Origin of the sequence: Actinoplanes sp. NPDC026623 (assembly GCF_040638275.1) — a bacterium.
Taxonomy (GTDB): Bacteria; Actinomycetota; Actinomycetes; order Mycobacteriales; family Micromonosporaceae; genus Actinoplanes.
Map to the genome: position 1 here is coordinate 85,491 of NZ_JBEZXZ010000001.1, position 20,754 is coordinate 106,244.

Consider the following 20,754-nt stretch of genomic DNA (forward strand, 5'->3'; position numbering starts at 1 on the left):
CTGCCCCCGCCCGCCCGGTCACCCCCGAGGCGTGGTGCGCCGCGCGGCCCGGCGCACGCTCGCGACCGCGACCAGCACGATCAGGCCCGCGTACCCCCAGAAGAGCAGGTCGGCGAGCAGGCGCGGGCCGTCGACGTGCCAGTGGCCCGCGGCGCGGGCCGCGAGGCTGAACGGGTAGCCGTGCCGGATCGCGTACCCGGTCAGGCAGCACGCCGCGTCGAACGACCGCACCCCGCTGAGGATCAGGCCGGCGGCCGTCACCGCGCCGCCGGCGCAGTAGCCGGCGACGCCCGCCCCGGCGCCGAGCCTGGAGAATGAGACCAGGAGCAGGCCGCCGATCACGAGCATGACGTGGAAGGCCACGTACGCGCCGTCGTCGGCGCCGCCGCGGTCGATCTCGAGGAGCAGGTTGAGGATGCCGATGGCGATGCTGAACCAGCCGACGAGCAGCCGCAGCGCCGCGCCGAACGAGTCCATCAGGCCGGGTGCCGCCTCGGTGCCGCCCGCCGCGCGGCCGGACCGGTACCCCGCATCGCCTACGGCGCTCATCGACCGAGTATCGCGCCCGCCACCGCCGCCAGGTGCGGAAACGCACTCTGCCGGTCAGGAGATGAGCGCGGCCTCCCGGTCGGCACCGGCGCGGCGGACCACGACGACGGCGGCCACCACCAGCAGGCCGGCGAACGCCCAGAAGTAGAGGTCGGCGACGAGGTTCACGGCGTCGAGCTGCCAGCTCGACCGGTTCGCGGCCGCCTCGGCGGTGGCCGGGTCGGCGGCGCTCGCTCCCCGGGACAGCCAGGCGAACGGCCAGCCCCGGCTGGCGAGATAGACGTACGTGCCGCCGACGTCGACGCTGGTCACCAGGGTGCAGGCCAGCGTGCCGCCGACCGCGGCGCCGGCCGTCGCCGCCGCGGTGGCCCGGGCCGGCAGCCCGATCCGGTGCGGCATGAGCAGCACCAGCCCGCCCCCGGCCAGGACCACGCCGACGATCATGTCGGTGACCGGCCGCGGCGCGCCCAGATTGAGCAGGATCCAGGTCAGGCCCCCGACGAGGCTCACCGCGCCGAGCAGCCCTCGCGCGGCGGCGCCGACCCGGTACCGAACGGTCACTCTCGTCTCATCCACCGCACGAGTATGCCGCGCCGCGGCGCGATCCGGCCCGCGCGGCGATGCCGGGGCCGGTGCCCGGGCCCGGGGCGGGCTGTGGCGCCCGTCGCACGGCGGGATGTTGCGGCCCGGTGCACGTACCATGGCGGGGTGACCGCCGACTCGACCAGCCCAGTTCGCAAGCGTGTGCTCCTCGCCAAGCCGCGGGGCTACTGCGCCGGCGTCGACCGTGCCGTGCAGACCGTCGAGGAGGCGCTCAAGCTCTACGGCGCCCCGGTCTACGTGCGCAAGCAGATCGTGCACAACAGGCACGTCGTCACCACGCTCGAGGCGCGCGGCGCGATCTTCGTGGAGGAGAACGAGGAGGTCCCCGAGGGCTCGACCGTCGTCTTCTCGGCGCACGGCGTCGCGCCCGAGGTGCACGAGCAGGCCCGCGAGCGCAAGCTCAAGGCGATCGACGCGACCTGCCCGCTGGTCACCAAGGTGCACCACGAGGCGAAGCGGTTCGCCGCCGAGGACTACGACATCCTGCTCATCGGGCACGAGGGGCACGAAGAGGTCATCGGCACGGCGGGCGAGGCCCCGGCGCACATCCAGCTCGTCGACGGGCCCGACGACGTGGAGAACGTCGTCGTCCGCGACCCCGCGAAGGTCGTCTGGCTGTCGCAGACCACGCTGTCGGTGGACGAGACCATGGAGACCGTCGCCCGGCTGAAGACGAGGCTGCCGCTGCTGCAGTCGCCGCCCAGCGACGACATCTGCTACGCCACGTCCAACCGCCAGCACGTGATCAAGGAGATCGCCCCGGAGTGCGACGTGGTCATCGTCGTCGGCTCCACCAACTCGTCCAACTCGGTGCGCCTGGTCGAGGTCGCGCTCGGCGCGGGCGCGCGGGCCGGGCACCTGGTCGACTACGCCCACGAGATCAAGGACGAGTGGCTGGAGGGCGCGACCACGGTCGGCGTCAGCTCGGGCGCCAGCGTCCCCGACGACCTGGTCATGGAGGTGCTCGCCCACCTCGCGGAGCGGGGCTTCGGCGAGGTCACCGAGTTCACCACCGCCGAGGAGCGGCTGACCTTCTCGCTGCCGCAGGAGCTGCGCCGCGACATGAAGGCCGCCGCGGCCGCCCGACGCTAGGGCGCATCTGGCCCCCTAGGCCCGGCGTTCCAGGCCGTCGTCGTCGAGCAACTCCGGCGCCTGCGGCTGGCGGGGGGTCAGCTCCACCTGGGCCGGGACGGCCAGCTCGTCGTCCGAGACGCCCATCTCCGCGAGCTTGCGGGCGCTGACCAGCACGCGCGACTCCAGCGAGCCGACGGCGCGGTTGTAGGCCGTCACCGCCCCGCTCAGCGAGCTGCCCAGCTTGCCGACGTGATCGCCGAGCGTGGCCAGCCGGCCGTAGAGCTCGCGGGCCAGGCCGTGCACCGCCAGCGCGTTGCGGGCCAGCGCCTCCTGCCGCCACGAGTAGGCCACCGTGCGCAGCAGGGCGATGAGCGTCGCCGGGGTCGCCAGCACCACGTCGCGGGCGAACGCGTGCTCCATCAGCGACGCGTCGCGCTGCAGGGCCGCGTCGAGGAACGGGTCGGCCGGCACGAACAGCACCACGAAGTCCGGCGCCTGGTCGAACGCGGTCCAGTAGGCCTTGGCCGACAGCGCGTCCACGTGCCCGCGCAGCACCCGCGCGTGCTGGTCCAGGTGGGCGTCGCGGGTGCGCTCGTCGCGGGCCTCCATTGCCGACAGATAGGAGTCGAACGGCGCCTTGGCGTCCACCACCACGCACCGGCCGCCGTGCAGGCGCACCAGCATGTCGGGGCGTACGCCCTGGTGGTCGGTCGCGCCGGTGACCTGCTCGGCGAAGTCGCAGTGCTCCAGCAGGCCGGCCGCCTCGACGATGCGGCGCAGCTGGAGCTCGCCCCAGCGGCCCCGCACCTGCGGCGCCCGCAGCGCCGCGACCAGCTGTTTCGTCTCGGTCCGCAGCTCGCCCGCGACCGCGCCCATCGACCGGACCTGCTCGCGCAGCTGGGAGTAGGCGTCCACCCGGTCGCGTTCGAGCTCGGCCACCCGCATCTCGTAGCGCTGCAGGGTCTCGTGCAGCGGTGCCACCGCGCGGGCCACGGCCTCCTGCGACTGCGCGGTGGCCTCATAGGACAGTGCGCGCAGCGACTGCTCCATCCGGGCCTCGCCATCGCGGCCGGCCTGCAGGGTCGCCTCCAGCCGGGCGATGTCGGTGGCGGCGCGCAGGCGCCCGGCCAGCCAGCCGAGCGCGCCACCGACCCCCAAGCAGATGATCACCACGGCCAGCGTCGAGAAGCTCACGCAACGGAGCTTGCCAGAGACCTCTGACTAGATCGGCGAGGGTACCGTCGAGTCATGAAGGTGTTGCTGCTGCTCTTCCTGATTCTGATCGTCGTGGTCGCGGTCGTCGCGGTGGCGCGCGGCGGCGCCGCTGCCCGGGAGCAGCGGCGGCTGGACGACGCCCGCGCCGAGGCCCAGCGGTGGTATGAGCGGCTCGGCGGCCAGCTGATGAACCTGCACGGCGAGGATCCCGCGGCCCGGCAGGCGCTGGCCGACGCGGGCGAGCGCTACAACGCGGCCGGCGGGCAGCTGCAGCAGGCGAAGTCGGTGCGGCAGTTCGAGCTGGCCCGGGAGTCGGCCCTCGAGGGCCTGGCCTACGCGCGGGCCGCCCGGGTCGCGATGGGCCTCGACCCGGGCCCGGACCTGCCGCCGCTGGCGGCCGCGCGCGGCGCGGGTCAGCTGACCCGCGAGCGCGAGGTCAGCGTGCAGGGCCAGCAGTACCGGGCGGGCCCCCAGCCGGGGCCGGACACGCCCTACTACTACCCGGGCGGTCGCGTGCAGGGCCGGCCGGTGCCGTCGGGCTGGTATTCGTCGCCGGTCTGGAGCACGGCGCTCGGCACCGGCGCCGGCGTCCTCGGCGGCATGCTGATCTTCGACGCGCTGTTCTCGCCGGCCTTCGGCGACACCGGCTACGGCGACGGCTACCAGGACGGTTTCCAGGACGCGGCGGGCGACTTCGGCGGCGACCAGGGCGGCGACGTCAACCAGGCCGGCGACTTCGGCGGCGGGGACTACGGCGGCGGCGACTTCGGTGGCGGCGATTTCGGCGGCGGGGACTTCGGCGGCGGCGACTTCTGAGCGATCAGTGCATGCGGCGGGCGAGTTCGCGGCGTAGCGCCCGCGGGCCCGGCCACACCTCGGTCAGGTCGGCGGTGAAGGCCGGCCGGCCCTGCGGGTCGGCGTCGTCGTCGCGGATCGCCGGCCAGCCCTCGTCCTCCTCCGAGACCGGATGGACCCGGTCCAGGTCGACCGGGGTCACATCGAGCATCGTGCGCAGGCCGTCCCGGCGCACCACCACGTGGTCGATGTCCGGCCAGGCCAGCAGCACCGGGTCGCTGCCCTGCGCGGCCAGCTCCAGGCCGCCCGACGAGGCCCGGACCCAGGTGGGCAGCGCGGAGCGGGCCGACAGCGCGTAGCCGCCGGCCACCACCACCCCGATCACCGCGCCCTGCGCGAGGGTGGACCACCACCGCTCGTCCGGTGCCCCCAGCACGAGCCCCACCAGCGGCGACACGGCCACGTAGGCGAGCAGCACGACGGCGAACATCAGCGCGAACGTCCGCCACGGCGACGACCTGAAGAGGACCGCGTCGTCGGCCGGGGCCTCGACCTCGTCGGGCGGGATCGACATGGTTCCCATGCTGCCGTGTCGGCGGCGTCCGTAGGACCGGGTTGCCCAAAGGCGGCGACCCGCCCCGCGGGCGCTCAGAACGCGCAGGCGATCACGAGCTCCTCCGTGCGGTCGGGAAGCATGTCGAGTTCGCCGATCCGGCCCGCCGCCTTCAGGTCGGCCTCGACCAACGCCAGCCGGTCCAGCATCTTCGCCGGCCCGAGCGCCTCCGCGAGCGGGATCTCCGCCTTCATCGACAGCTTCCGGTCCGATTTGGCGCGCCGGACCTGACGCAGGGCCTCCCCCGCCAGGTCGAGCAGGGTGGCGTCGCCATCGGGTGCGACCCGGGTCAGCTCGTACCGCGTCGGCCAGGTCGCGCGGTGCACCGAGCCGTACCGCCACCACGACCAGATCTCCTCGGTCGTGTACGGCAGGAACGGCGCGAACAACCGCAGCAACACGGACATCCCGGCCGCGAGCGCCGCCCGGGCCGAGTCGCCGTCGGGGCCCTCGGCGTACGCCCGGTTCTTGACCAGCTCGATGTAGTCGTCGCAGAACGTCCAGAAGAACGCCTCGCTCGCCTGCAGCGCGGCGGTGTGGTCGAGGGCGTCGAAGGCCGCCGTGGCGACGTCGACGACCTCGGCGAGCCGGGCGAGCACCGCCCGGTCCAGCCCGGCCGTGACCGGCTGCCGCAGCGCGTCCGCGGCGCCGAGCCCGAGCGTGAACCGGGACGCGTTGAGCAGCTTGGTCGCGAGCCGCCGCCCGACCTTGATCTGCGCCGGGTCGAACGCCAGGTCGGCGCCCGGCCGCCCGTTGGCCGCCCAGTACCGCACCGCGTCCGAGCCGTGCTGGACGAGCAGGTCCATCGGCGTGACGACGTTGCCCTTGGACTTCGACATCTTCTTGCGGTCCGGGTCGAGGATCCAGCCGGAGAGCACCGCCGTCTTCCACGGCAGCGTCCCGTGCTCGAAGCGGGAGCGGACCACCGAGTAGAACAGCCAGGTGCGGATGATCTCCTGGCCCTGCGGGCGCAGGTCCATCGGGAAGACCCGGGCGAACAGGTCCTCGTCGTCGCCCCAGCCGCCGACGATCTGCGGGGTCAGCGACGACGTGGCCCAGGTGTCCATGACGTCCGGGTCGGCGGTGAAGCCGCCCGGGACGTCGCGCCGGGACTCGTCGAAGCCCGGCGGACACTCCGAGGACGGGTCAACTGGCAGCGTCGAAACATCCGGTATGAGAAGCTGGCCGTAGTCCGGCTCGCCAACGTCGTCGAGCCGGTACCAGACCGGGATCGGCACGCCGAAGAAGCGCTGACGGCTGATCAGCCAGTCCCCGGTGAGCCCGTTTGCCCAGTGCTCGTATCGGTGCCGCATGTGGCCCGGAACCCAGTTGAGCTCGCGCCCGCGGTCCAGCAGGCCGTCGCGCAGTTCGGCGTCCCGGCCGCCGTTTCGGATGAACCACTGCCGGCTGGTGACTATCTCCAGCGGCGAGTCGCCCCGCTCGTAGAACTTGACCGGGTGGGTGATGGGCCGCGGTTCGCCGATCAGGTCGTCGGTCTCGGCCAGCAGCCGGACGATCTCCCGCCGGGCGGCGTTGACGCTCAGCCCCGCGAACGGCCGGTACGCGGCGTCCGGCACGCCCGCCGGCCGGTCCGGCAGGAAGCGGCCGTCGCGGCCCAGCACGACCCGGGTCTCCAGGTGCAGGTCCCGCCACCAGATGACGTCGGTCAGGTCGCCGAACGTGCAGACCATCGCGATGCCGGTGCCCTTGTCCGCCTCGGCGAGCGGATGGGCGTGCACCGGGACCTCGACGTCGAAGTACGGCGTGCGCACGGTCCGGCCGACCAGCGGATGATCCGGGTGGGTGACCAGCGCGACGCAGGCCGGCAGCAGTTCGGGGCGCGTCGTGTCGACCTCGACCGGCCCGTCCGGGCCGTGGAAGCGCAGCCGGTGGTAGGCGCCGGGCCGCTCCCGGTCCTCGATCTCCGCCTGCGCGACCGCGGTGCGGAAGCCGACGTCCCAGAGGGTCGGTGCCTCCGCCGTGTAGGCCTCGCCGCGCGCGAGGTTGGCGAGGAACGCGCGCTGCGAGACGGCCTGCGACCGGGCCCCGATCGTCGTGTAGGTCATCGCCCAGTCGACCGACAGCCCGAGCCGGCGCCACAGCGCCTCGAACGCCTTCTCGTCGGCGACGGTGAGCCGGTTGCACAGCTCGACGAAGTTGCGCCGGGACACCGCGACGGCCGGCTTCGGCGGCGTCTCGGGCGGCTGCCACTGCGGGTCGTACGGCAGCGACGGGTCGCAGTAGACGCCGTGGACGTTCTGCACCCGCCGCTCGGTCGGCAGCCCGTTGTCGTCCCAGCCCATCGGGTAGAAGACGGTCTTGCCGCGCATCCGCTGGAACCGCGCGACCGTGTCGGTGTGCGTGTAGGAGAAGACGTGCCCCATGTGCAGCTCGCCCGATACGGTCGGCGGAGGCGTGTCGATCGCGTACACGTCCGGCCGCGTCCTGCTGCGGTCGAACGTGTACGTGCCCTCCTCCTGCCAGCGGCTCGCCCATTTCTCCTCGAGGCCGTCAAGTGACGGTCGCTCGGGGAGACCGGCGCGCGCGGTCCTGCCCGTATCGGTCATGCAGCGATGCTACGGCCCCGCTCGTGCCGCAGCAGCCAGGTTTTGGCGGCGAGCCCCCAGCGATATCCGCGCAGCGTGCCGTCGGTTCCCAGCACCCGGTGGCAGGGCACGAACAACGCCGCGGCGTTGCGCGCGCAGGCGGTGGCCGCCGCACGCACCGCGGCGGGCCGGCCGGCCAGCTCCGCGAAGCCGGTGTACGTCACCGGTTCGCCCGCCTTGATGTCGCGCATGACCTGCCAGGCGTGGCCCAGGAACTCCCCGCCGGTGCGCTGCTCGACCGTCACGTCGTCGATCGCGGTGAGGTCGCCGTCGAGATAGGACCGGACCGCGTCACCGACCGGCCCGGGCGACGCGGCGGGCCGCGTCCGGTCCCGCAGCTCCCGGTGTACGAGCGGCAGCAGGTCATCGAGTTCGGCGGTGAAGCCCGAGGCCCGTACGGCGCCGGCGTCGCTGACCAGGTAGGTGAACGGTCCGGCCGGGGTTTCGATGGTGGTGTGCTGCATCATGCTGACCTCCAGAGTCGCATCAGTGCATAGGAGCGCCAGGGCCGCCACCTCTCGGCGTGCGCGGCCAGGGCGCGGGGGGAGTGCGGCAGGCCGAGCGCCTTCGCGCCGCGCTGAACCGCCACGTCGGTGTGCAGGAATACGTCGGGATCGCCGATGGCGCGCATCGCCACGTAGCCGGCGGTCCAGGCGCCGATGCCGGGCAGCTCGAGCAGCCGGGCGACGGACTCCTCGCGGTCGGCGCCGGGCTCCAGGTCGAGCTTGCCGTCGGCCACGGCCTCGGCGAGGGCCCGGATGGTCCCGCGGCGGGCCGCCGGCATCCGGAACGCCGCGTCGGGCAGCTCGGCGACGGACTCGGCGCTGGGGAATCCGCGCAGCTCACCCGGCGCGGCGGGGCCCAGCAGGCGGCCCAGCGTCGTGCGTGCCCCGGACACCGAGACCTGCTGGCCCACGATCGCCCGCACCGCGAGCTCGAAGCCGTCGACCGCGCGGGGCACCCGTACCCCCGGCTCCGCGCGTACCGGGGCGGCGAGCGCGGGATCGTCGCCCAGCAGGGCGTCGACGGCGGCCGGGTCCGCGTCCAGGTCGAAGAGCCGCCGGCAGCGGGCGACCGCCGGGGCGAGGTCGCGGACGTCGGTGAGCCGCAGCGTCGCCTCGACCCACCGGTCGCCGGGCCGCAGCGCGACGGTCGCGCCGCCGTGCGGCAGATTCAATCCCCTCCGGTACGTCGTGGCGTCGATGTCCTCGATGCCGGGCAGCGCCCGGGCGGCCAGGAACCCGAGCAACGCCCCGGCGTGCAACGGCGCCCGGTACGCGAGCCGCAGCGTGATGGTGCCGGACTCGGGCCGCCGGATCGTCCGGCGTTGCCGCAGGTCGCTGGGTGACCGGGCGTACACCTCCCGGATCGTGTCGTTGAACTGGCGCACGCTGCCGAAGCCGGCGGCGAACGCGATCTCGGCGAGGCCCAGGTCGGTGGTTTCGATGAGGATGCGCGCGGTCTGGGCGCGCTGGGCCCGGGCCAGCGCGAGCGGCCCCGCGCCCAGTTCGGCGCCGAGCATGCGGTTGAGGTGCCGCTCGGTGTAGCCGAGGCGGCTCGCCAGCCCCGGCACGCCCTCGCGGTCGACCACGCCGTCCGAGATGAGCCGCATGGCGCGCCCGACCGTGTCCGCCCGCACGTCCCATTCGGGTGAGCCGGGCGCGGCGTCGGGCCGGCAGCGGCGGCAGGCGCGGAAGCCGCCGCGCTGCGCGGCGGCGGCGCTGGGGTAGAAGGTGACGTTCTCACGCCGGGGGGTGACGGCGGGGCAGGATGGCCGGCAGTAGATGCCGGTGGTGCGCACGGCGGTGTAGAACCAGCCGTCGAAGCGCTGGTCGCGGCTGTCCACGGCCCGGTAACAACGCTCGAAGTCCAACTCCATGCTCCCGAGTCTGCTCCACCGGGCGGGCCGTCGGCTGGCGGGATTCGGACATCGCCGTGGCGACGTATGCTTCCGGGCGTGATCAACGAGAAGCTGCGCCTGTCGATCGGCGCCGCACCCGCGCAGAAGGTCGCCGGCGCGATCTTCGGCCTGCTGTTCGCGGCCGTCGGCGCGGCGTTCGTGATGCTGCCGCTCCTCGCGGACGGCTGGCTGCAGAGCGTGATCAACGCGGACGAGTCCTGCCCGACGGCGGACGAGCTCGCCGGGATCCCGCGGGAGATGCTGCCCGAGCCGGTCCGGGACTGCCTGTCGAACGGCAGCTGGTTCACCGCCGGCTCCGGCTTCGACAACGGCATCGGGGCGATGCGGCTGATCGGGCTGTTCGGCATCCCGTTCGTGCTGATCGGGCTCGGCATGGCGTTGAGCTCGCTGCGGACGGCGGCCTGGCTGGACGGCACGAGCGCGACGGTGCGGCGCGCGCTGCGGACCCGCACGGTCGACCTGGCGACGGCCACCATCACGGTCGGCTCGTTCTCGTGGCGCCGCAACCAGGACACCCCGCACTCGGCGGTGGAACGGCTGCCGACGCTGATCGCCCGCGACCCGGCCGGCGGGCGCACGATCACGATCCCGCTGCACGGCCCCGGCATGGCCCAGCTCCCGTCGCCCGAGCTGCGGGCGCTGGCGGAGGCGATCGCGGCGAACCGGGACGGCGACGCCCGCAACCTCGCCACCCAGTTGCGCACGATGGCGGACAACCCGCTGGGCGTCCTCGTTCGCTAGAGAAGCTTGATGAAGACGAGGCACTCGTCGGGCAGGACGATCACCTTGCCGTCCTTGACGTCCTCGCGGATCGTCTCGAGCCGCCCGTGTGCCCACTCCCGGTAGGCGAGCCGGCGGTACAGCCGGGCCGCGCTGGGGTTGTCGATGTCGACGCCGACGGCGACCCGCCACAGGCGCCGGCGGCGCAGCTCGGCCTCGGCCGCGGCGATGAGCTTCGTGCCGATGCCCTTGCGGCGCAGCGGCGCGTCGACCATGAGCTTGTGCAGCATCGGCACCTTGCCGAGGTGGCGGATGATCGCGGACTCCGGCGCCGGCTCCGTCGAGACGAACACCGCGCCGACGGCCCGCTCGCCGACCCGGGCGACGAGCAGCACGCCCTGCCGGCGGGACCGGTCGAGGTAGTAGTCGCGGGCGGCGGGGCCGAACGTGCGGCCCAGCCGGTCGAAGTCTCCGGGAACCCCTGGCCTGATGCGCAATCCCTGTAGGTCCCCCACGGGATCATCGTGCCGGTCGATGCGCCACCCGTCACGCCGGGATCGGCGCCCACCGCCGGGGTGGAACGCCGACCCGTCTTTCGAGAGCCCGGACACTAAGCGGACATCATGAGCGCGGTGACCAGCATGACGACGAGCGCGCCGGTCAGCAGCACGGCCCCGAGCGCGGCGAGCGCGGCCTTGACGATCTCCTTGAACGGCGCCATCATCCCGCCGAACATCCGCACCAGCACCAGGCCGACGAGGATCATGCAGACGATGAGGGCGCTCAGCTTGTCGTTCTGGTGCGCGGCAGAGTTTGACAGCACGGAGTCGAGGGTTAATGTGGTCATGGTGGCTTCTTTCTGCAGGCAAGTGGATTGAAATGCCGCCGAAATGAAATGCCCTGACAACACCCTCGGCGGCCACCGGGGGTGTTGTCGTTTACGCCGTCGTTTGCGGAGCGCACCTCCCTCCACGGCTGATCATCCGACATAACGTTTCGGATACTTCTGTCTTCAAGCTAAACTTCAGTCTGAACTGAAGCAAGATACTTGCCGGGCCGACTGTGGACCACTGGTCATGTATGCGGCATTCATGGCCATTCACCATCCGCTCGGCGAGAAAAGTTCAGTGCTTGGCTGAAGTTTCGACTGAAGGATCGCGATGGCTGACGACGGCAAGCTCGGCGCACGCCTGCGCGCGCTGCGCGAGACCGGGTTCGCGGACCGGTCGGTGACCCAGGGCGTGATCGCCACCGCCCTGGGCCGCAGCGTCCCGCTCGTCTCGTCCTGGGAAAAGGGCAAGGCGCAGCCCTCCGAGGAATGGCTGAACGCGTACGCCCGCTTCTTCGCCAGCCCGCGCTCGCTCGCGGACGGGCACCCGCGGCTGCTCGCCAGGAAGGACCTCCGGGACGACGAGCTCGACCGCTTCGAGGAGCTGTTCCGCGAACTCCTGCGCTTGCGCACCGCGACCGTACCGGGCCAGCCGTCCGGCCCGGCGAGCGCGGATGAGCTGACCACCCGGTCGCCCCGGGAAGGCATGTGGCACTTCCCGGACCAGTCGTCCATCACGCTCGTCTGCGCGCGGCTGCCCGCGGAACTGCGCGCCAGCGACACCTACACCTCGCCGGAGAGCCCCGACTACGTGGAGCTCTACGGCTACTCGGACCTCGACGCCCTCATGGAGCTGTACGGCCACGTGCACGCCGCGAACCCAGGCGTCACCGTGCGCCGCAAGCTCGCCGACGAGCTGACCCAGGACGACGTCACCAATCACCTCGTCCTATTGGGTGGCGTGGACTGGAATCCCATGACGCGCCAGGTGATGCAGTCGTTGGACCTCCCGGTCGTGCAGGACCGGCGCCAGGGAAGTGATCCGGACGAGGGCTCCTTCCGTGTACAGGACCAGGACGGCAACGTGACCGTCTTCCCATCGAGGCTGGAGGGTGATCCGCCGGGCCGGCTGCTGATCGAGGACGTCGCCCAGTTCTGCCGCGCGCCGAACCCTTACAACCGGAAGAGGTCGGTCACCATCTGCAACGGCAACTACGGTCGAGGCACCTACGCCGCCGTGCGTACCCTGACCGACCGCCGGTTCCGCGACCGCAACCGCGCCTACATCGAGCAGCGGTACCGGCCCGAGGACACCTACAGCATCCTGGCCCGGGCCAGCATCGTCGCCGGCGAGGTCATCACCCCGGACTGGACCCTGCCCGGCACGGTGCTGCACGAGTGGTCGAACGCGGGATGACCGCCGCCCTGCGGCGCCCGGTCGCGCGAACCGTGGGACACCGCTACTCGCACGGCCACCTGCTCGCCCGCCCGACCCGGTTCACGCCCGGCGACATGCCCGCCATCGTGGTGCCGACGATCCGCAACCCGGCCACCATGCGCGACTCGGTGCTCCTGGCCCGGGAGCTCGGCCGGCCGATGATCGCGCTGTGCAGCGGCTGGTCGTCGGCGGAGATCGTGCGCAAGCAGGCCGAGAAGCTCGACGCGCCGGTCATCGCGGTGGACGTCACCGACCGGGCGAAACTGCCCGTGTTCAGCTGCGACGTCCTGCTCGCCGGGCACAAGAGGCTCAACCGGGCCACCGACGTCAGCATCAAGCGCAACCTGGGCCTCGCCGTGGCCCGGATGCTGCGCTGGCAGCGGATCGCCTTCCTCGACGACGACCTCACCCACCTGCGGCCGGAGGACATCCGCAACGCGGGCGGCCTGCTGGACGACTACAACGTGTCGGCGATGCACAACGGCGGCTTCCCCGACAACTCCGTCGTGTGTCACGCCCGGCGGGAGGTCGGCCTGCCGCAGGACGTCTTCGTCGGCGGGGGCGCCATGGCCGTACGGGTCAATGCCCGCACCCCGTTCTTCCCCACGATCTACAACGAGGACTGGCTCTTCCTGGTCGGCCGCCGCAACGTCGAGCGGGTCGCCGTGCACGGGCGGGTCGACCAGGACCGCTACGACCCTTTCCTGTCCCCGGAGCGGGCGCGGTCCGAGGAGTTCGGCGACTGCCTCGCCGAGGGACTCTTCTCCCTGTCCGACCACGAACGCCCCATGCAGGCCGCGGACGAACGGTTCTGGCGCGCCTTCCTCGACGACCGGATCGCCATGATCGACGAGATCCTGGCCCTGCTGCACCTCCGCCGCCCGGACGAGCGGCGAAACCGGATCATTCAGGCGCTCAAGGTGGCCCGCGGCCGCTGCCAGATCATCGATCCGGCGTTCTGCGTGGCGTACCTGGGCGCCTGGCGGGCGGACCTCGATGTCTGGCGGCGCTTCCAGACCGGCCTGCCCCGGCACGCGGACCCGGCCGACGCCTTCGCCGCCCTCGGGCTCAAGGCGTACGTGCACATGCCCGCCACGTAGACTGGCCTGTCGTGAGCCTTACCATCGGGATCGTCGGCCTGCCCAACGTCGGCAAGAGCACCCTCTTCAACGCCCTGACCAAGAACGACGTGCTCGCCGCGAACTACCCGTTCGCGACGATCGAGCCCAATGTCGGCGTGGTCGGGCTGCCTGACGAGCGGCTGACGAAGCTGGCCGAGATCTTCTCCTCGGAGAAGATCCTGCCCGCGCCGGTCTCGTTCGTCGACATCGCCGGCCTGGTGCGCGGCGCCTCGAAGGGCCAGGGCCGGGGCAACGCCTTCCTGGCGAACATCCGCGACGCCTCGGCGATCTGCCAGGTGGTGCGCGCCTTCTCCGACCCGAACGTGCTGCACGTCGACGGCAAGGTCGCGCCCGCCGACGACATCGAGACGATCAACACCGAGCTCATCCTGGCCGACCTGCAGACGGTCGAGAAGGCGCTGCCGCGCCTGCAGAAGGAAGCCAAGCTGAAGAAGGACCGGCTGCCGGTGGTCGCGGCCGCCGAGGCCGCGTTCAAGCTGCTCGACGAGGGCACGACCCTGTACGTGGGTGCGCAGGCGGCCGGCATCGACCTGGACCTGCTGGCCGAGCTGCACCTGCTGACCACCAAGCCCTTCCTGTACGTCTTCAACGTCGACGAGGACGAGCTCGGCAACGAGGCGTTCCTGAACGAGATGCGTGCGCTGGTCGCCCCCGCGGAGGCGGTCTTCATGGACGCGAAGATCGAGTCGGAGCTCATCGACCTCCCGGAGGACGAGGCGATGGAGCTGCTGGAGTCGACCGGCCAGACCGAGCCGGGCCTGAACCAGCTCATCCGGGTCGGCTTCAACACGCTGGGCCTGCAGACCTACCTGACGGCGGGCCCGAAGGAGGCGCGCGCCTGGGTGATCCCGGTCGGCGCGACCGCCCCCGAGGCGGCCGGCGTGATCCACTCCGACTTCCAGCGCGGCTTCATCAAGGCCGAGATCGTCAGCTACGACGACCTGACCACGGCGGGCTCGATGTCGGCGGCCAAGGCCGCGGGCAAGGTCCGCATGGAGGGCAAGGACTACATCATGAAGGACGGCGACGTGGTGGAGTTCCGCTTCAACGTGTAGCCACGCCCGGCTCTGCGGCGAACGTGTCCGGCTTGTGGCAGTGTGAGGCGCCGTGGAGTGGGTGTTCGACGGCGAGGTCATCGAGTGGCGCGGACCGGCGCCCTACTTCTTCGTGGCCATGTCCGAGCCGGACAGCGCCGACCTCAAGGAGCAGGCGCGGTCGTTGATCTACTGGGGCCAGGTTCCGGTGCGGGTCGTCGTCGGGGAGACGGAGTTCAGGACGGCGCTGTTCCCCAAGGACGGCCGCTACCTGATTCCGCTCAAGGATGTCGTGCGCAAGGCCGAAGGCCTGGCCGAGGGCGACGTGGTGACGGTGGCGCTGCGTCCGGCCCGGCGAGATGAATGACGGGCGACGGCCGATGACCGTGGTGGTCGCGCCGGATCGGCCGGCGTCGCCGCTACGGCCGGGGATCTTCCTGGCCGGAGGCATCAGCGGCGTTGCCGACTGGCAGCGAGACGCGATCGAACACCTGCGTCCCGCCTGGCCGGTCGTCTACAACCCGCGTCGGGCGGTCTTTCCCATGGGCGACGACGCCGAGGGCGCCCGGCAGATTCGCTGGGAGTTCGACCTGCTCGCGTTCGCCGACGCGATCCTGTTCTGGTTCTCGTTCGAGACGACGCAACCGATCGTGCTCTACGAACTGGGGCGCTGGGCGGCCTCGGACAAGCCGCTGGCGGTCGGTGCCGACCCGAGTTACGAGCGCCGGTTCGACGTCGTTCAGCAGCTCGGGCTCGCCCGGCCGGGCCTGACCGTCCAGGCCGACCTGGGGTCGGCCTGCGCCGCCGCCAACCGCTTACCCGGCGCTCGTTCATCGCAGGGTGCCCGTTAGGGGGTGCCCCGCCGGGGGCGGATCACTCTACTGTGGCCGCCATGAGAATGCTGCGGATCATGGCGTACGCGGTGGTGGCCGGTCTCGTCCTGGCCTCCGCGCCGCTGCCCGCCTCGGCCGCCGCCACCTATCAGGTGACGTTCTCCATCACCTCGAGCGCCAAGGTCTCCGGCCGGTTCATGTATGTCTGGGACCGCAGCACCTGGAAGTACCACGTCGTGCAGGGCGACGGGGACAGCCCGGCCGGCACCGCCAAGCTGCCGCCCGGCGACTACCTCGCCGTCGCCCGCTACGGCTACTTCCGCCAGCGCAACTACCTGCTGGTGCGCACCTTCAAGGTGACCGCCGCCGCCGTGTCGGTCGCCTTCGCCGAGTCCGGCGCCAAGGAGACCGGCATCATCGCGGACGACGCCACCGCCACCCGGGCGACGTCGGCGGTCTGGCTCGCCCTGCCCGACGGATCCAGGGTCGGCTTCGCGAGCGGCGGGCCGGCCAGGAACTACGTCACGCCCTTCACCGCGGCCGGGGTCTCGCTGCGCGTTCACGAGCTGCTGACGAAGGCCGGATCGTCCGCGGTGGTGCCCAGTCCCTACCGCTACGACCTGCAGTCGGTCTATACCGACACGGTGCCGGCCGCGCCGATCGCCAAGGTGACCACCGCCAACCTCGCGAAGACCGTCACCACCCTGGTGGCGCCGGGCATCAGCATGAACGCCGCGCTCGGTTCCGAGGTCAGCGGCGGCTGGAGCGGCTCCTATCTGGAGTCCGCGGTCCGGCTTCCCGGCACGGTCACCGAGTATGTGACGCCCGGGCTCGCGCTGCGCCGCCGGCTGACCGTCGGCTCCACCGACAACTTTCTCGCGTTGCCGGATCGGACGCTGGCCGCCGGGACCGCCGCCGGGTCGACGGTCGGCGCCGGGCCGCTGCTGCCGCGCGGGCCGGGTTCCTCGGTACGGGCGGGCGGCGAGCTGCGGATGAACGAGCCGGCGTCGTTCGCCGACGCGGCCGGCAATCCCGGCGTCGACGCCCGGGCCGTGGTCACCGGCAAGCTGACCGCGGACGGCGACACGCACCACTACGACCGGGTGGTGAGCCGGCGCGTCGCGTGGTCGCAGCTGTCCACCCGGATCCGCAGCGAGTGGGACTTCAGGGCACCCGATGACGGCCCATTGAATCTGGTCGACGTCGGCGTCGCCGTTTCGGGGCTGGACAACCGCAACCGCGCGGGCGCGGCGGCCGTGCGGGTCACCGCGTCCGCGTCGACCCGGGGCGGTGGCGCGGCCACCGTCACGGACCTCGAGTACTCGACCGACGACGGCGCCGGGTGGACCGCGCTGCGCGGCGACGCCCTGACCGTTCCCGCGACGGCCGCGTTCGTGTCGCTGCGGATCACCGCGACCGACGACCGGGGCGGGCGGCTGCGGCGGACGGTCATCCGCGCGTTCGCGGGTCCGGCCGTGCCGCCGGACGAGACCGCCGGCGCCACCAGGATCTCGAACGTCGTCGTCAACGGCGGCAAGGACCTCGCGTTCGGCACCTCCGGCGGCGGGTCGTTCGCGGCCACCTTCACCGCCTCGGACCCGTCCGGGATCGCGGACGGCGACGCCTACCTCTACCACGGTGCGTACCTGGCGCCCGACGGCCTGGTGCTGCCCAACGGCCCGGCCGACTGCGTCAAGGCCAGCAACACCAGCTCAGTCTGCACGGCGCGGTTCGCCATGGACGTGCGGGTCGACGCGGCGCGCAACGCCCTGTCCGGCGGGTGGCAGGTCGCGGCCTGGGCGCGGGCCGGCGACGGCAAGGGCCTCGCCGACCGGCACGCCGCGGGCGTGTTCGCCGTGAAGCGGACCACCAAACTGACCACCAACGCGGCGCCCGAGCCGGTGAAGAAGGGCAAGGCCATCACCGTCACGGGCACGCTCACCCGGGCCGGCTGGGAGAGCCTGACCTTCCAGGGCTACGGGACGGTCAACGCGACGCTGCAGTACCTGAAGGCGAAGACGACCGCCTGGAAGAACGTCAAGACCGTGAAGACGGCCGCGAACGGCACGCTCAAGACGACGGTGACGGCGTCGGCGGACGGCTCGTACCGCTGGGTCTACGCCGGCGACGCCGCCTCGACGGCGGTGAACGGCGGCGCCGACTACATCGACGTGCAGTAGCCCGTGCCACAAACGCTTTGACCTGAAGCCGGGTTGAGGACCTAGGTTCGGGCGGTGAGCGTGGACAGCGAAACCCGACCGGCCGGCATCCTGCAACGCCCGTACGCGTTGACCACCATCGGCGCCTGGAGCCTGGTCTTCCTGGCCGCGTTCGAGTCGCTCGCGGTCACCACGATCATGCCGATCGTGACCACGGACCTGGACGGGCGCGGGCTGTACGCGATGGCCTTCTCCTCGACGCTCGCAGCCGGGGTCGTCGGCATGGTGGCCTTCGGCTCCTGGGCCGACCGGCGCGGCCCGGCCGTGCCGCTGCTCGCCGCGGTGGGCATCTTCGCGCTCGGCCTCGGGGTTGCCGGCACGGCGGCCACGATGCCGGTGTTCGTGGCCGGGCGCTTCCTGCAGGGGCTCGGCGCGGGCGGCGAGACCGTCGCGCTGTACGTGCTCGTCGCGATGGTCTACCCGGCGGGCCTGCACATCAGGATCTTCGGGGCGTTCGCCTCCGCGTGGGTCCTGCCGTCGATGGTCGGGCCGTTCGCGGCCGGCCTCGTCGCCGAGTCGCTGAGCTGGCACTGGGTGTTTCTCGGCGTGCTGGTGCTGGTCGCCGTGTCGACCGCTCTCATGCTTCCCTCGCTGCGCGGCCGCGGCCGCGGCCGCGACCGGGTCCGCGCCGAGCGGCTGCCCGCGTCGGCCGCCGACGCCCGCCGGGTGGCCGAGGCCGCGGTGGTCGCGGTCAGCGTGGTCGCCCTGAGCTCGCTCGGCGAGTTCGAGCCGGCGACCGCCTGGCTGCTGGTGCCGGTCTTCCTGCTGATCATCGGGGTCGCGCTGCGCAATCTGGTGCCGCCCGGCACGTACCGGATCAGTCCGGGGCTGCCGGCGACCGTCGCTTTGTGCGGCGTGGCCGGCGGGGTGTTCTTCGGCACCGAGGTCTATCTGCCGCTGCTGCTGCACGACCGTTACGGCCTGCCGACCTGGCTCTCCGGCCTCACGCTGACGGCGGGCGCGATCGCCTGGGCGCTGGCCTCGGCGGTGCAGGGCCGGCTCGACGACCGGCTCGATCCGGGTACGGCGCTGCGGGCCGGCGCGGTGCTCCTCGCCGGCGGGGCGATCACCGAGTGGGCGACCGTCGTGCTGCACCTGCCGCCCGCGGCCGCGGTGATCGGCTGGTTCGCGGCGGGCGCGGGCATGGGCACGCTGTACCCGCGGATCAGCACGGTCGTGCTCGCCCTCTCGGCGCCGGGCGAGCAGGGCTTCAACACCGCGGCGAAGAGCATCACCGACGCGGTCGGCGGCAGCGCGTCGCTGGCGGTCGCGGGCCTGCTGTTCGCGCTCTTTCCGTTCGTCGGCCCGTTCGCCTTCACCAGCCTGCTCGGAGTGGTCGTGATCCTCATCGGCCTGCGGGTGAGCGCGACCCGGATGGAGCCCGCATAGGTTCAGCGCAGCGCCGGGAAGACCGTCGCGGCGATCAGCGCTCCGACCAGCGCGCCCGCCACGACCTGGGCCGGCGTGTGAGCCGACAGGCGGATCCGGGACCAGCAGGCCAGCAGCGCCGCCAGCACGCCGATCAGGGCCACCGGGCCGTACACCGCGACCAGCGTCGCCACCGTGCCCGCCGCCACGCCCGCGTGGATCGACATCTTCCACCAGTGCGTCACCGCCGCGAAGACCAGCAGGCCCGCGCCGCCCGCGGCCATCAGCGCCGGCACGTCGCGCGGGGCGCCGAGCAGCACCAGCACCGGCAGGCCGACCGCCACCGACGCGATCCCGAACAGCAGCGGCAGCCGGCGGTGTTCGCGTTCCGGGATGTGGTGGCTGGTCAGCCGTCCGGCCCGGACACCGCGCAGGACGTACGCCAGCGGGATGCCGGCGGCGAACAGCGCCCCCGGCAGCCCCCACCAGCGCGACACGCCGGGCTCGCCGCCCGAGTGCCAGCCGATCGCCAGCATCAGGCCGGCGACCAGGACGGCGGGTGCGAACACCTCGGACACGATCCGGGCGAGGCGATCCGCGGCGGGCGTACCGGTGATGGTCACGCCACATGATCGCAGTGTCAGGCGTGCAGGGCCTTGTCGAGGTCGTCCCACAGGTCCTCGGCGTCCTCGAGGCCGACCGACATGCGCAGCAGGCGTTCGCTGATGCCGACGCCGGCCCGCTCCGCCGCGCCCATGATGTGGTGGCTGATCGATCCCGGGTGCTGGATGAGGGTGTCGACGCTGCCCAGGCTCACCGCCGGGGTGATCAGCCGCACCGCCCCCACGACGGCGTGCGGGTCGCCGGTCACCTCGAACGACACCAGCGCGCCGCGGCCCGGGTAGTGCACGCGCGACACCGTCGGGTGCGCGCGCAGCCGTTCGGCGAGGACCGCCGCGGTAGCCGAGGCCGCGCGGATGCGTACCGGCAGGGTCGACAGCCCGCGCAGCAGCAGGTAGCCCGCCAGCGGGTGCAGCACCGCGCCGGTCACGAAGCGGATCTGGCGCAGGCGGCGGGCGTACTCCTCGGTGGTCGCCACGACGCCGCCGAGCACGTCCCCGTGGCCGCCCAGGAACTTCGTCGCGCTGTGCAGCACGATCTGCGCGCCGAGCGTGGCCGGCCGTTGCAGCACCGGGGTGGCGAAGGTGTTGTCCACCAGCAGGGGCACGTCGCCGCACTCGGCGGCCAGCGCGGCGATGTCCACCTCGGCCAGGGTCGGGTTCGCCGGCGACTCGGCGATCACCAGGCCGGTGTCGCTGCGCAGCGCGGCACCGACCTCGCCCGGTGCCGCCCAGGTCACCGTGTTGCCCAGCAGGCCGGAGCCGAGGAGGTGGTCGCTGGTGCCGTACAGCGGCCGGACGGCCACCACGTGCGGGCGGCCGGCCGCGACCGAGGCCAGCAGGCAGGCGGAGAGCGCCGCCATGCCGCTCGCGAAGGCGACGCCCGCCTCGCATCCCTCGAGTTCGGCCAGTGCGGCCTCGAACCGGGCCACCGTCGGGTTGCCCAGCCGGCCGTACACCGGCATTCCGGGGACGGTCGCGCCGGTGCTGAGCACGTCGAGGCGGGCCGCCTCGGCGCGGCTGTCACGTGCCGGGTAGGTCGTGGACAGGTCCAGGGGTACGGCGTGCACACCGAGGTCGGCGAGGTCGTCGCGTCCCGCGTGCACCGCTCGCGTCGAAAGCTGCATGCGGTGAGTGTCGGCCAGCTGACGGCCTGGCGGCTCGCACGCCGAACT

At 72.6% G+C, this 20,754-nt stretch carries 21 protein-coding genes; 10 read left to right on the top strand and 11 right to left on the bottom strand.

The window, feature by feature from the left end; translation table 11 throughout:
* Window positions 1–18 precede the first annotated feature (18 nt).
* A complete protein-coding gene (locus AB0F10_RS00380) occupies window positions 19–549 on the bottom strand; it encodes a hypothetical protein (protein WP_360619430.1) in 531 nt (176 codons plus the stop codon).
* Window positions 550–603: 54 nt separating this feature from the next.
* Window positions 604–1,125, bottom strand: a complete 522-nt coding sequence (locus AB0F10_RS00385) for a hypothetical protein (RefSeq protein ID WP_360619431.1) — start codon at window positions 1,123–1,125, stop codon at window positions 604–606.
* Window positions 1,126–1,257: 132 nt separating this feature from the next.
* Between AB0F10_RS00385 and AB0F10_RS00390 the strand changes: the two genes are divergently transcribed.
* Window positions 1,258–2,244 (top strand): 4-hydroxy-3-methylbut-2-enyl diphosphate reductase, encoded by a 987-nt coding sequence (locus AB0F10_RS00390; RefSeq protein WP_360619432.1) that lies wholly within the window; start codon window positions 1,258–1,260, stop codon window positions 2,242–2,244.
* Window positions 2,245–2,259: 15 nt separating this feature from the next.
* Here the strand turns inward: AB0F10_RS00390 and AB0F10_RS00395 are convergent, their stop codons facing one another.
* Complete coding sequence (locus AB0F10_RS00395) at window positions 2,260–3,420, bottom strand: DNA recombination protein RmuC (RefSeq protein ID WP_360619434.1); 1,161 nt, start codon at window positions 3,418–3,420, stop codon at window positions 2,260–2,262.
* Window positions 3,421–3,474: 54 nt separating this feature from the next.
* Here AB0F10_RS00395 and AB0F10_RS00400 point away from each other — a divergent pair, with 54 nt between their 5' ends.
* A complete protein-coding gene (locus AB0F10_RS00400) occupies window positions 3,475–4,257 on the top strand; it encodes a hypothetical protein (RefSeq protein WP_360619436.1) in 783 nt (260 codons plus the stop codon).
* A 4-nt stretch (window positions 4,258–4,261) separates the two neighbouring features.
* Here the strand turns inward: AB0F10_RS00400 and AB0F10_RS00405 are convergent, their stop codons facing one another.
* From AB0F10_RS00405 to AB0F10_RS00420, 4 genes are all read right to left on the bottom strand, one after another.
* Window positions 4,262–4,810 (bottom strand): hypothetical protein, encoded by a 549-nt coding sequence (locus AB0F10_RS00405; RefSeq protein WP_360619437.1) that lies wholly within the window; start codon window positions 4,808–4,810, stop codon window positions 4,262–4,264.
* 74 nt (window positions 4,811–4,884) lie between these two features.
* On the bottom strand, window positions 4,885–7,416 hold the full coding sequence (gene valS, locus AB0F10_RS00410; protein WP_360619438.1) for a valine--tRNA ligase: 2,532 nt from the start codon (window positions 7,414–7,416) through the stop codon (window positions 4,885–4,887).
* A complete protein-coding gene (locus tag AB0F10_RS00415) occupies window positions 7,413–7,922 on the bottom strand; it encodes a methylated-DNA--[protein]-cysteine S-methyltransferase (RefSeq protein ID WP_360619439.1) in 510 nt (169 codons plus the stop codon). The genes valS and AB0F10_RS00415 overlap by 4 nt, the downstream gene beginning before the upstream one ends.
* The gene (locus tag AB0F10_RS00420) at window positions 7,919–9,334 is read right to left on the bottom strand and encodes an AlkA N-terminal domain-containing protein (protein WP_360619440.1); all 1,416 of its coding nucleotides are present in this window, start codon (window positions 9,332–9,334) and stop codon (window positions 7,919–7,921) included. Before AB0F10_RS00420 ends, AB0F10_RS00415 begins: the two co-directional genes overlap by 4 nt.
* Before the next feature lie 78 nt (window positions 9,335–9,412).
* Between AB0F10_RS00420 and AB0F10_RS00425 the strand changes: the two genes are divergently transcribed.
* The gene (locus AB0F10_RS00425; protein WP_360619442.1) at window positions 9,413–10,117 is read left to right on the top strand and encodes a hypothetical protein; all 705 of its coding nucleotides are present in this window, start codon (window positions 9,413–9,415) and stop codon (window positions 10,115–10,117) included.
* Here AB0F10_RS00425 and AB0F10_RS00430 read toward each other — a convergent pair.
* Window positions 10,114–10,611, bottom strand: a complete 498-nt coding sequence (locus AB0F10_RS00430; protein WP_360619444.1) for a GNAT family N-acetyltransferase — start codon at window positions 10,609–10,611, stop codon at window positions 10,114–10,116. The genes AB0F10_RS00425 and AB0F10_RS00430 overlap by 4 nt on opposite strands.
* Before the next feature lie 95 nt (window positions 10,612–10,706).
* A complete protein-coding gene (locus AB0F10_RS00435) occupies window positions 10,707–10,943 on the bottom strand; it encodes a hypothetical protein (protein ID WP_360619445.1) in 237 nt (78 codons plus the stop codon).
* A gap of 313 nt (window positions 10,944–11,256) precedes the next feature.
* On the opposite strand from AB0F10_RS00435, the gene AB0F10_RS00440 reads away from it, so the two are divergent.
* Genes AB0F10_RS00440 through AB0F10_RS00470 form a run of 7 tightly spaced genes read left to right on the top strand, consistent with a single transcriptional unit; the run spans window position 11,257 to window position 18,980 of the window.
* Window positions 11,257–12,342: a helix-turn-helix transcriptional regulator gene (locus AB0F10_RS00440; RefSeq protein ID WP_360619446.1), complete on the top strand. Its 1,086-nt coding sequence runs from the start codon at window positions 11,257–11,259 to the stop codon at window positions 12,340–12,342.
* Window positions 12,324–13,463, top strand: a complete 1,140-nt coding sequence (locus AB0F10_RS00445; RefSeq protein ID WP_360619447.1) for a hypothetical protein — start codon at window positions 12,324–12,326, stop codon at window positions 13,461–13,463. Before AB0F10_RS00440 ends, AB0F10_RS00445 begins: the two co-directional genes overlap by 19 nt.
* Window positions 13,464–13,474: 11 nt before the next feature.
* A complete protein-coding gene (ychF, locus tag AB0F10_RS00450) occupies window positions 13,475–14,560 on the top strand; it encodes a redox-regulated ATPase YchF (protein ID WP_360619449.1) in 1,086 nt (361 codons plus the stop codon).
* A 52-nt stretch (window positions 14,561–14,612) separates the two neighbouring features.
* On the top strand, window positions 14,613–14,906 hold the full coding sequence (locus AB0F10_RS00455; protein WP_360619451.1) for a DUF1905 domain-containing protein: 294 nt from the start codon (window positions 14,613–14,615) through the stop codon (window positions 14,904–14,906).
* Between the two features lie 13 nt (window positions 14,907–14,919).
* Window positions 14,920–15,390 carry a nucleoside 2-deoxyribosyltransferase domain-containing protein gene (locus tag AB0F10_RS00460; protein WP_360619452.1) on the top strand — a complete coding sequence of 157 codons (471 nt, stop codon included), beginning with the start codon at window positions 14,920–14,922 and terminating at the stop codon, window positions 15,388–15,390.
* 41 nt (window positions 15,391–15,431) lie between these two features.
* The gene (locus AB0F10_RS00465) at window positions 15,432–17,552 is read left to right on the top strand and encodes a hypothetical protein (protein ID WP_360619453.1); all 2,121 of its coding nucleotides are present in this window, start codon (window positions 15,432–15,434) and stop codon (window positions 17,550–17,552) included.
* A gap of 54 nt (window positions 17,553–17,606) precedes the next feature.
* Window positions 17,607–18,980: an MFS transporter gene (locus tag AB0F10_RS00470; RefSeq protein ID WP_360619455.1), complete on the top strand. Its 1,374-nt coding sequence runs from the start codon at window positions 17,607–17,609 to the stop codon at window positions 18,978–18,980.
* 2 nt (window positions 18,981–18,982) lie between these two features.
* Here AB0F10_RS00470 and AB0F10_RS00475 read toward each other — a convergent pair whose 3' ends face one another.
* Both AB0F10_RS00475 and AB0F10_RS00480 read right to left on the bottom strand, forming a co-directional pair.
* The gene (locus AB0F10_RS00475; protein WP_360619457.1) at window positions 18,983–19,582 is read right to left on the bottom strand and encodes a phosphoesterase PA-phosphatase; all 600 of its coding nucleotides are present in this window, start codon (window positions 19,580–19,582) and stop codon (window positions 18,983–18,985) included.
* A gap of 17 nt (window positions 19,583–19,599) precedes the next feature.
* Window positions 19,600–20,706, bottom strand: coding sequence for a PLP-dependent transferase (locus AB0F10_RS00480; protein ID WP_360619458.1), 1,107 nt, complete (start codon window positions 20,704–20,706; stop codon window positions 19,600–19,602).
* Window positions 20,707–20,754: the final 48 nt, after the last annotated feature.

What these genes read in the sequence shown, in the direction of transcription:
- AB0F10_RS00380 (WP_360619430.1), bottom strand. Translation starts at nt 549, where the DNA reads ATGAGCGCCGTAGGCGATGCGGGGTACCGGTCCGGCCGCGCGGCGGGC.
- AB0F10_RS00400 (WP_360619436.1), top strand. Translation starts at nt 3,475, where the DNA reads ATGAAGGTGTTGCTGCTGCTCTTCCTGATTCTGATCGTCGTGGTCGCG.
- AB0F10_RS00405 (WP_360619437.1), bottom strand. Translation starts at nt 4,810, where the DNA reads ATGTCGATCCCGCCCGACGAGGTCGAGGCCCCGGCCGACGACGCGGTC.
- valS (WP_360619438.1), bottom strand. Translation starts at nt 7,416, where the DNA reads ATGACCGATACGGGCAGGACCGCGCGCGCCGGTCTCCCCGAGCGACCG.
- AB0F10_RS00415 (WP_360619439.1), bottom strand. Translation starts at nt 7,922, where the DNA reads ATGATGCAGCACACCACCATCGAAACCCCGGCCGGACCGTTCACCTAC.
- AB0F10_RS00420 (WP_360619440.1), bottom strand. Translation starts at nt 9,334, where the DNA reads ATGGAGTTGGACTTCGAGCGTTGTTACCGGGCCGTGGACAGCCGCGAC.
- AB0F10_RS00435 (WP_360619445.1), bottom strand. Translation starts at nt 10,943, where the DNA reads ATGACCACATTAACCCTCGACTCCGTGCTGTCAAACTCTGCCGCGCAC.
- AB0F10_RS00440 (WP_360619446.1), top strand. Translation starts at nt 11,257, where the DNA reads ATGGCTGACGACGGCAAGCTCGGCGCACGCCTGCGCGCGCTGCGCGAG.
- AB0F10_RS00460 (WP_360619452.1), top strand. Translation starts at nt 14,920, where the DNA reads ATGACCGTGGTGGTCGCGCCGGATCGGCCGGCGTCGCCGCTACGGCCG.
- AB0F10_RS00465 (WP_360619453.1), top strand. Translation starts at nt 15,432, where the DNA reads ATGAGAATGCTGCGGATCATGGCGTACGCGGTGGTGGCCGGTCTCGTC.
- AB0F10_RS00480 (WP_360619458.1), bottom strand. Translation starts at nt 20,706, where the DNA reads ATGCAGCTTTCGACGCGAGCGGTGCACGCGGGACGCGACGACCTCGCC.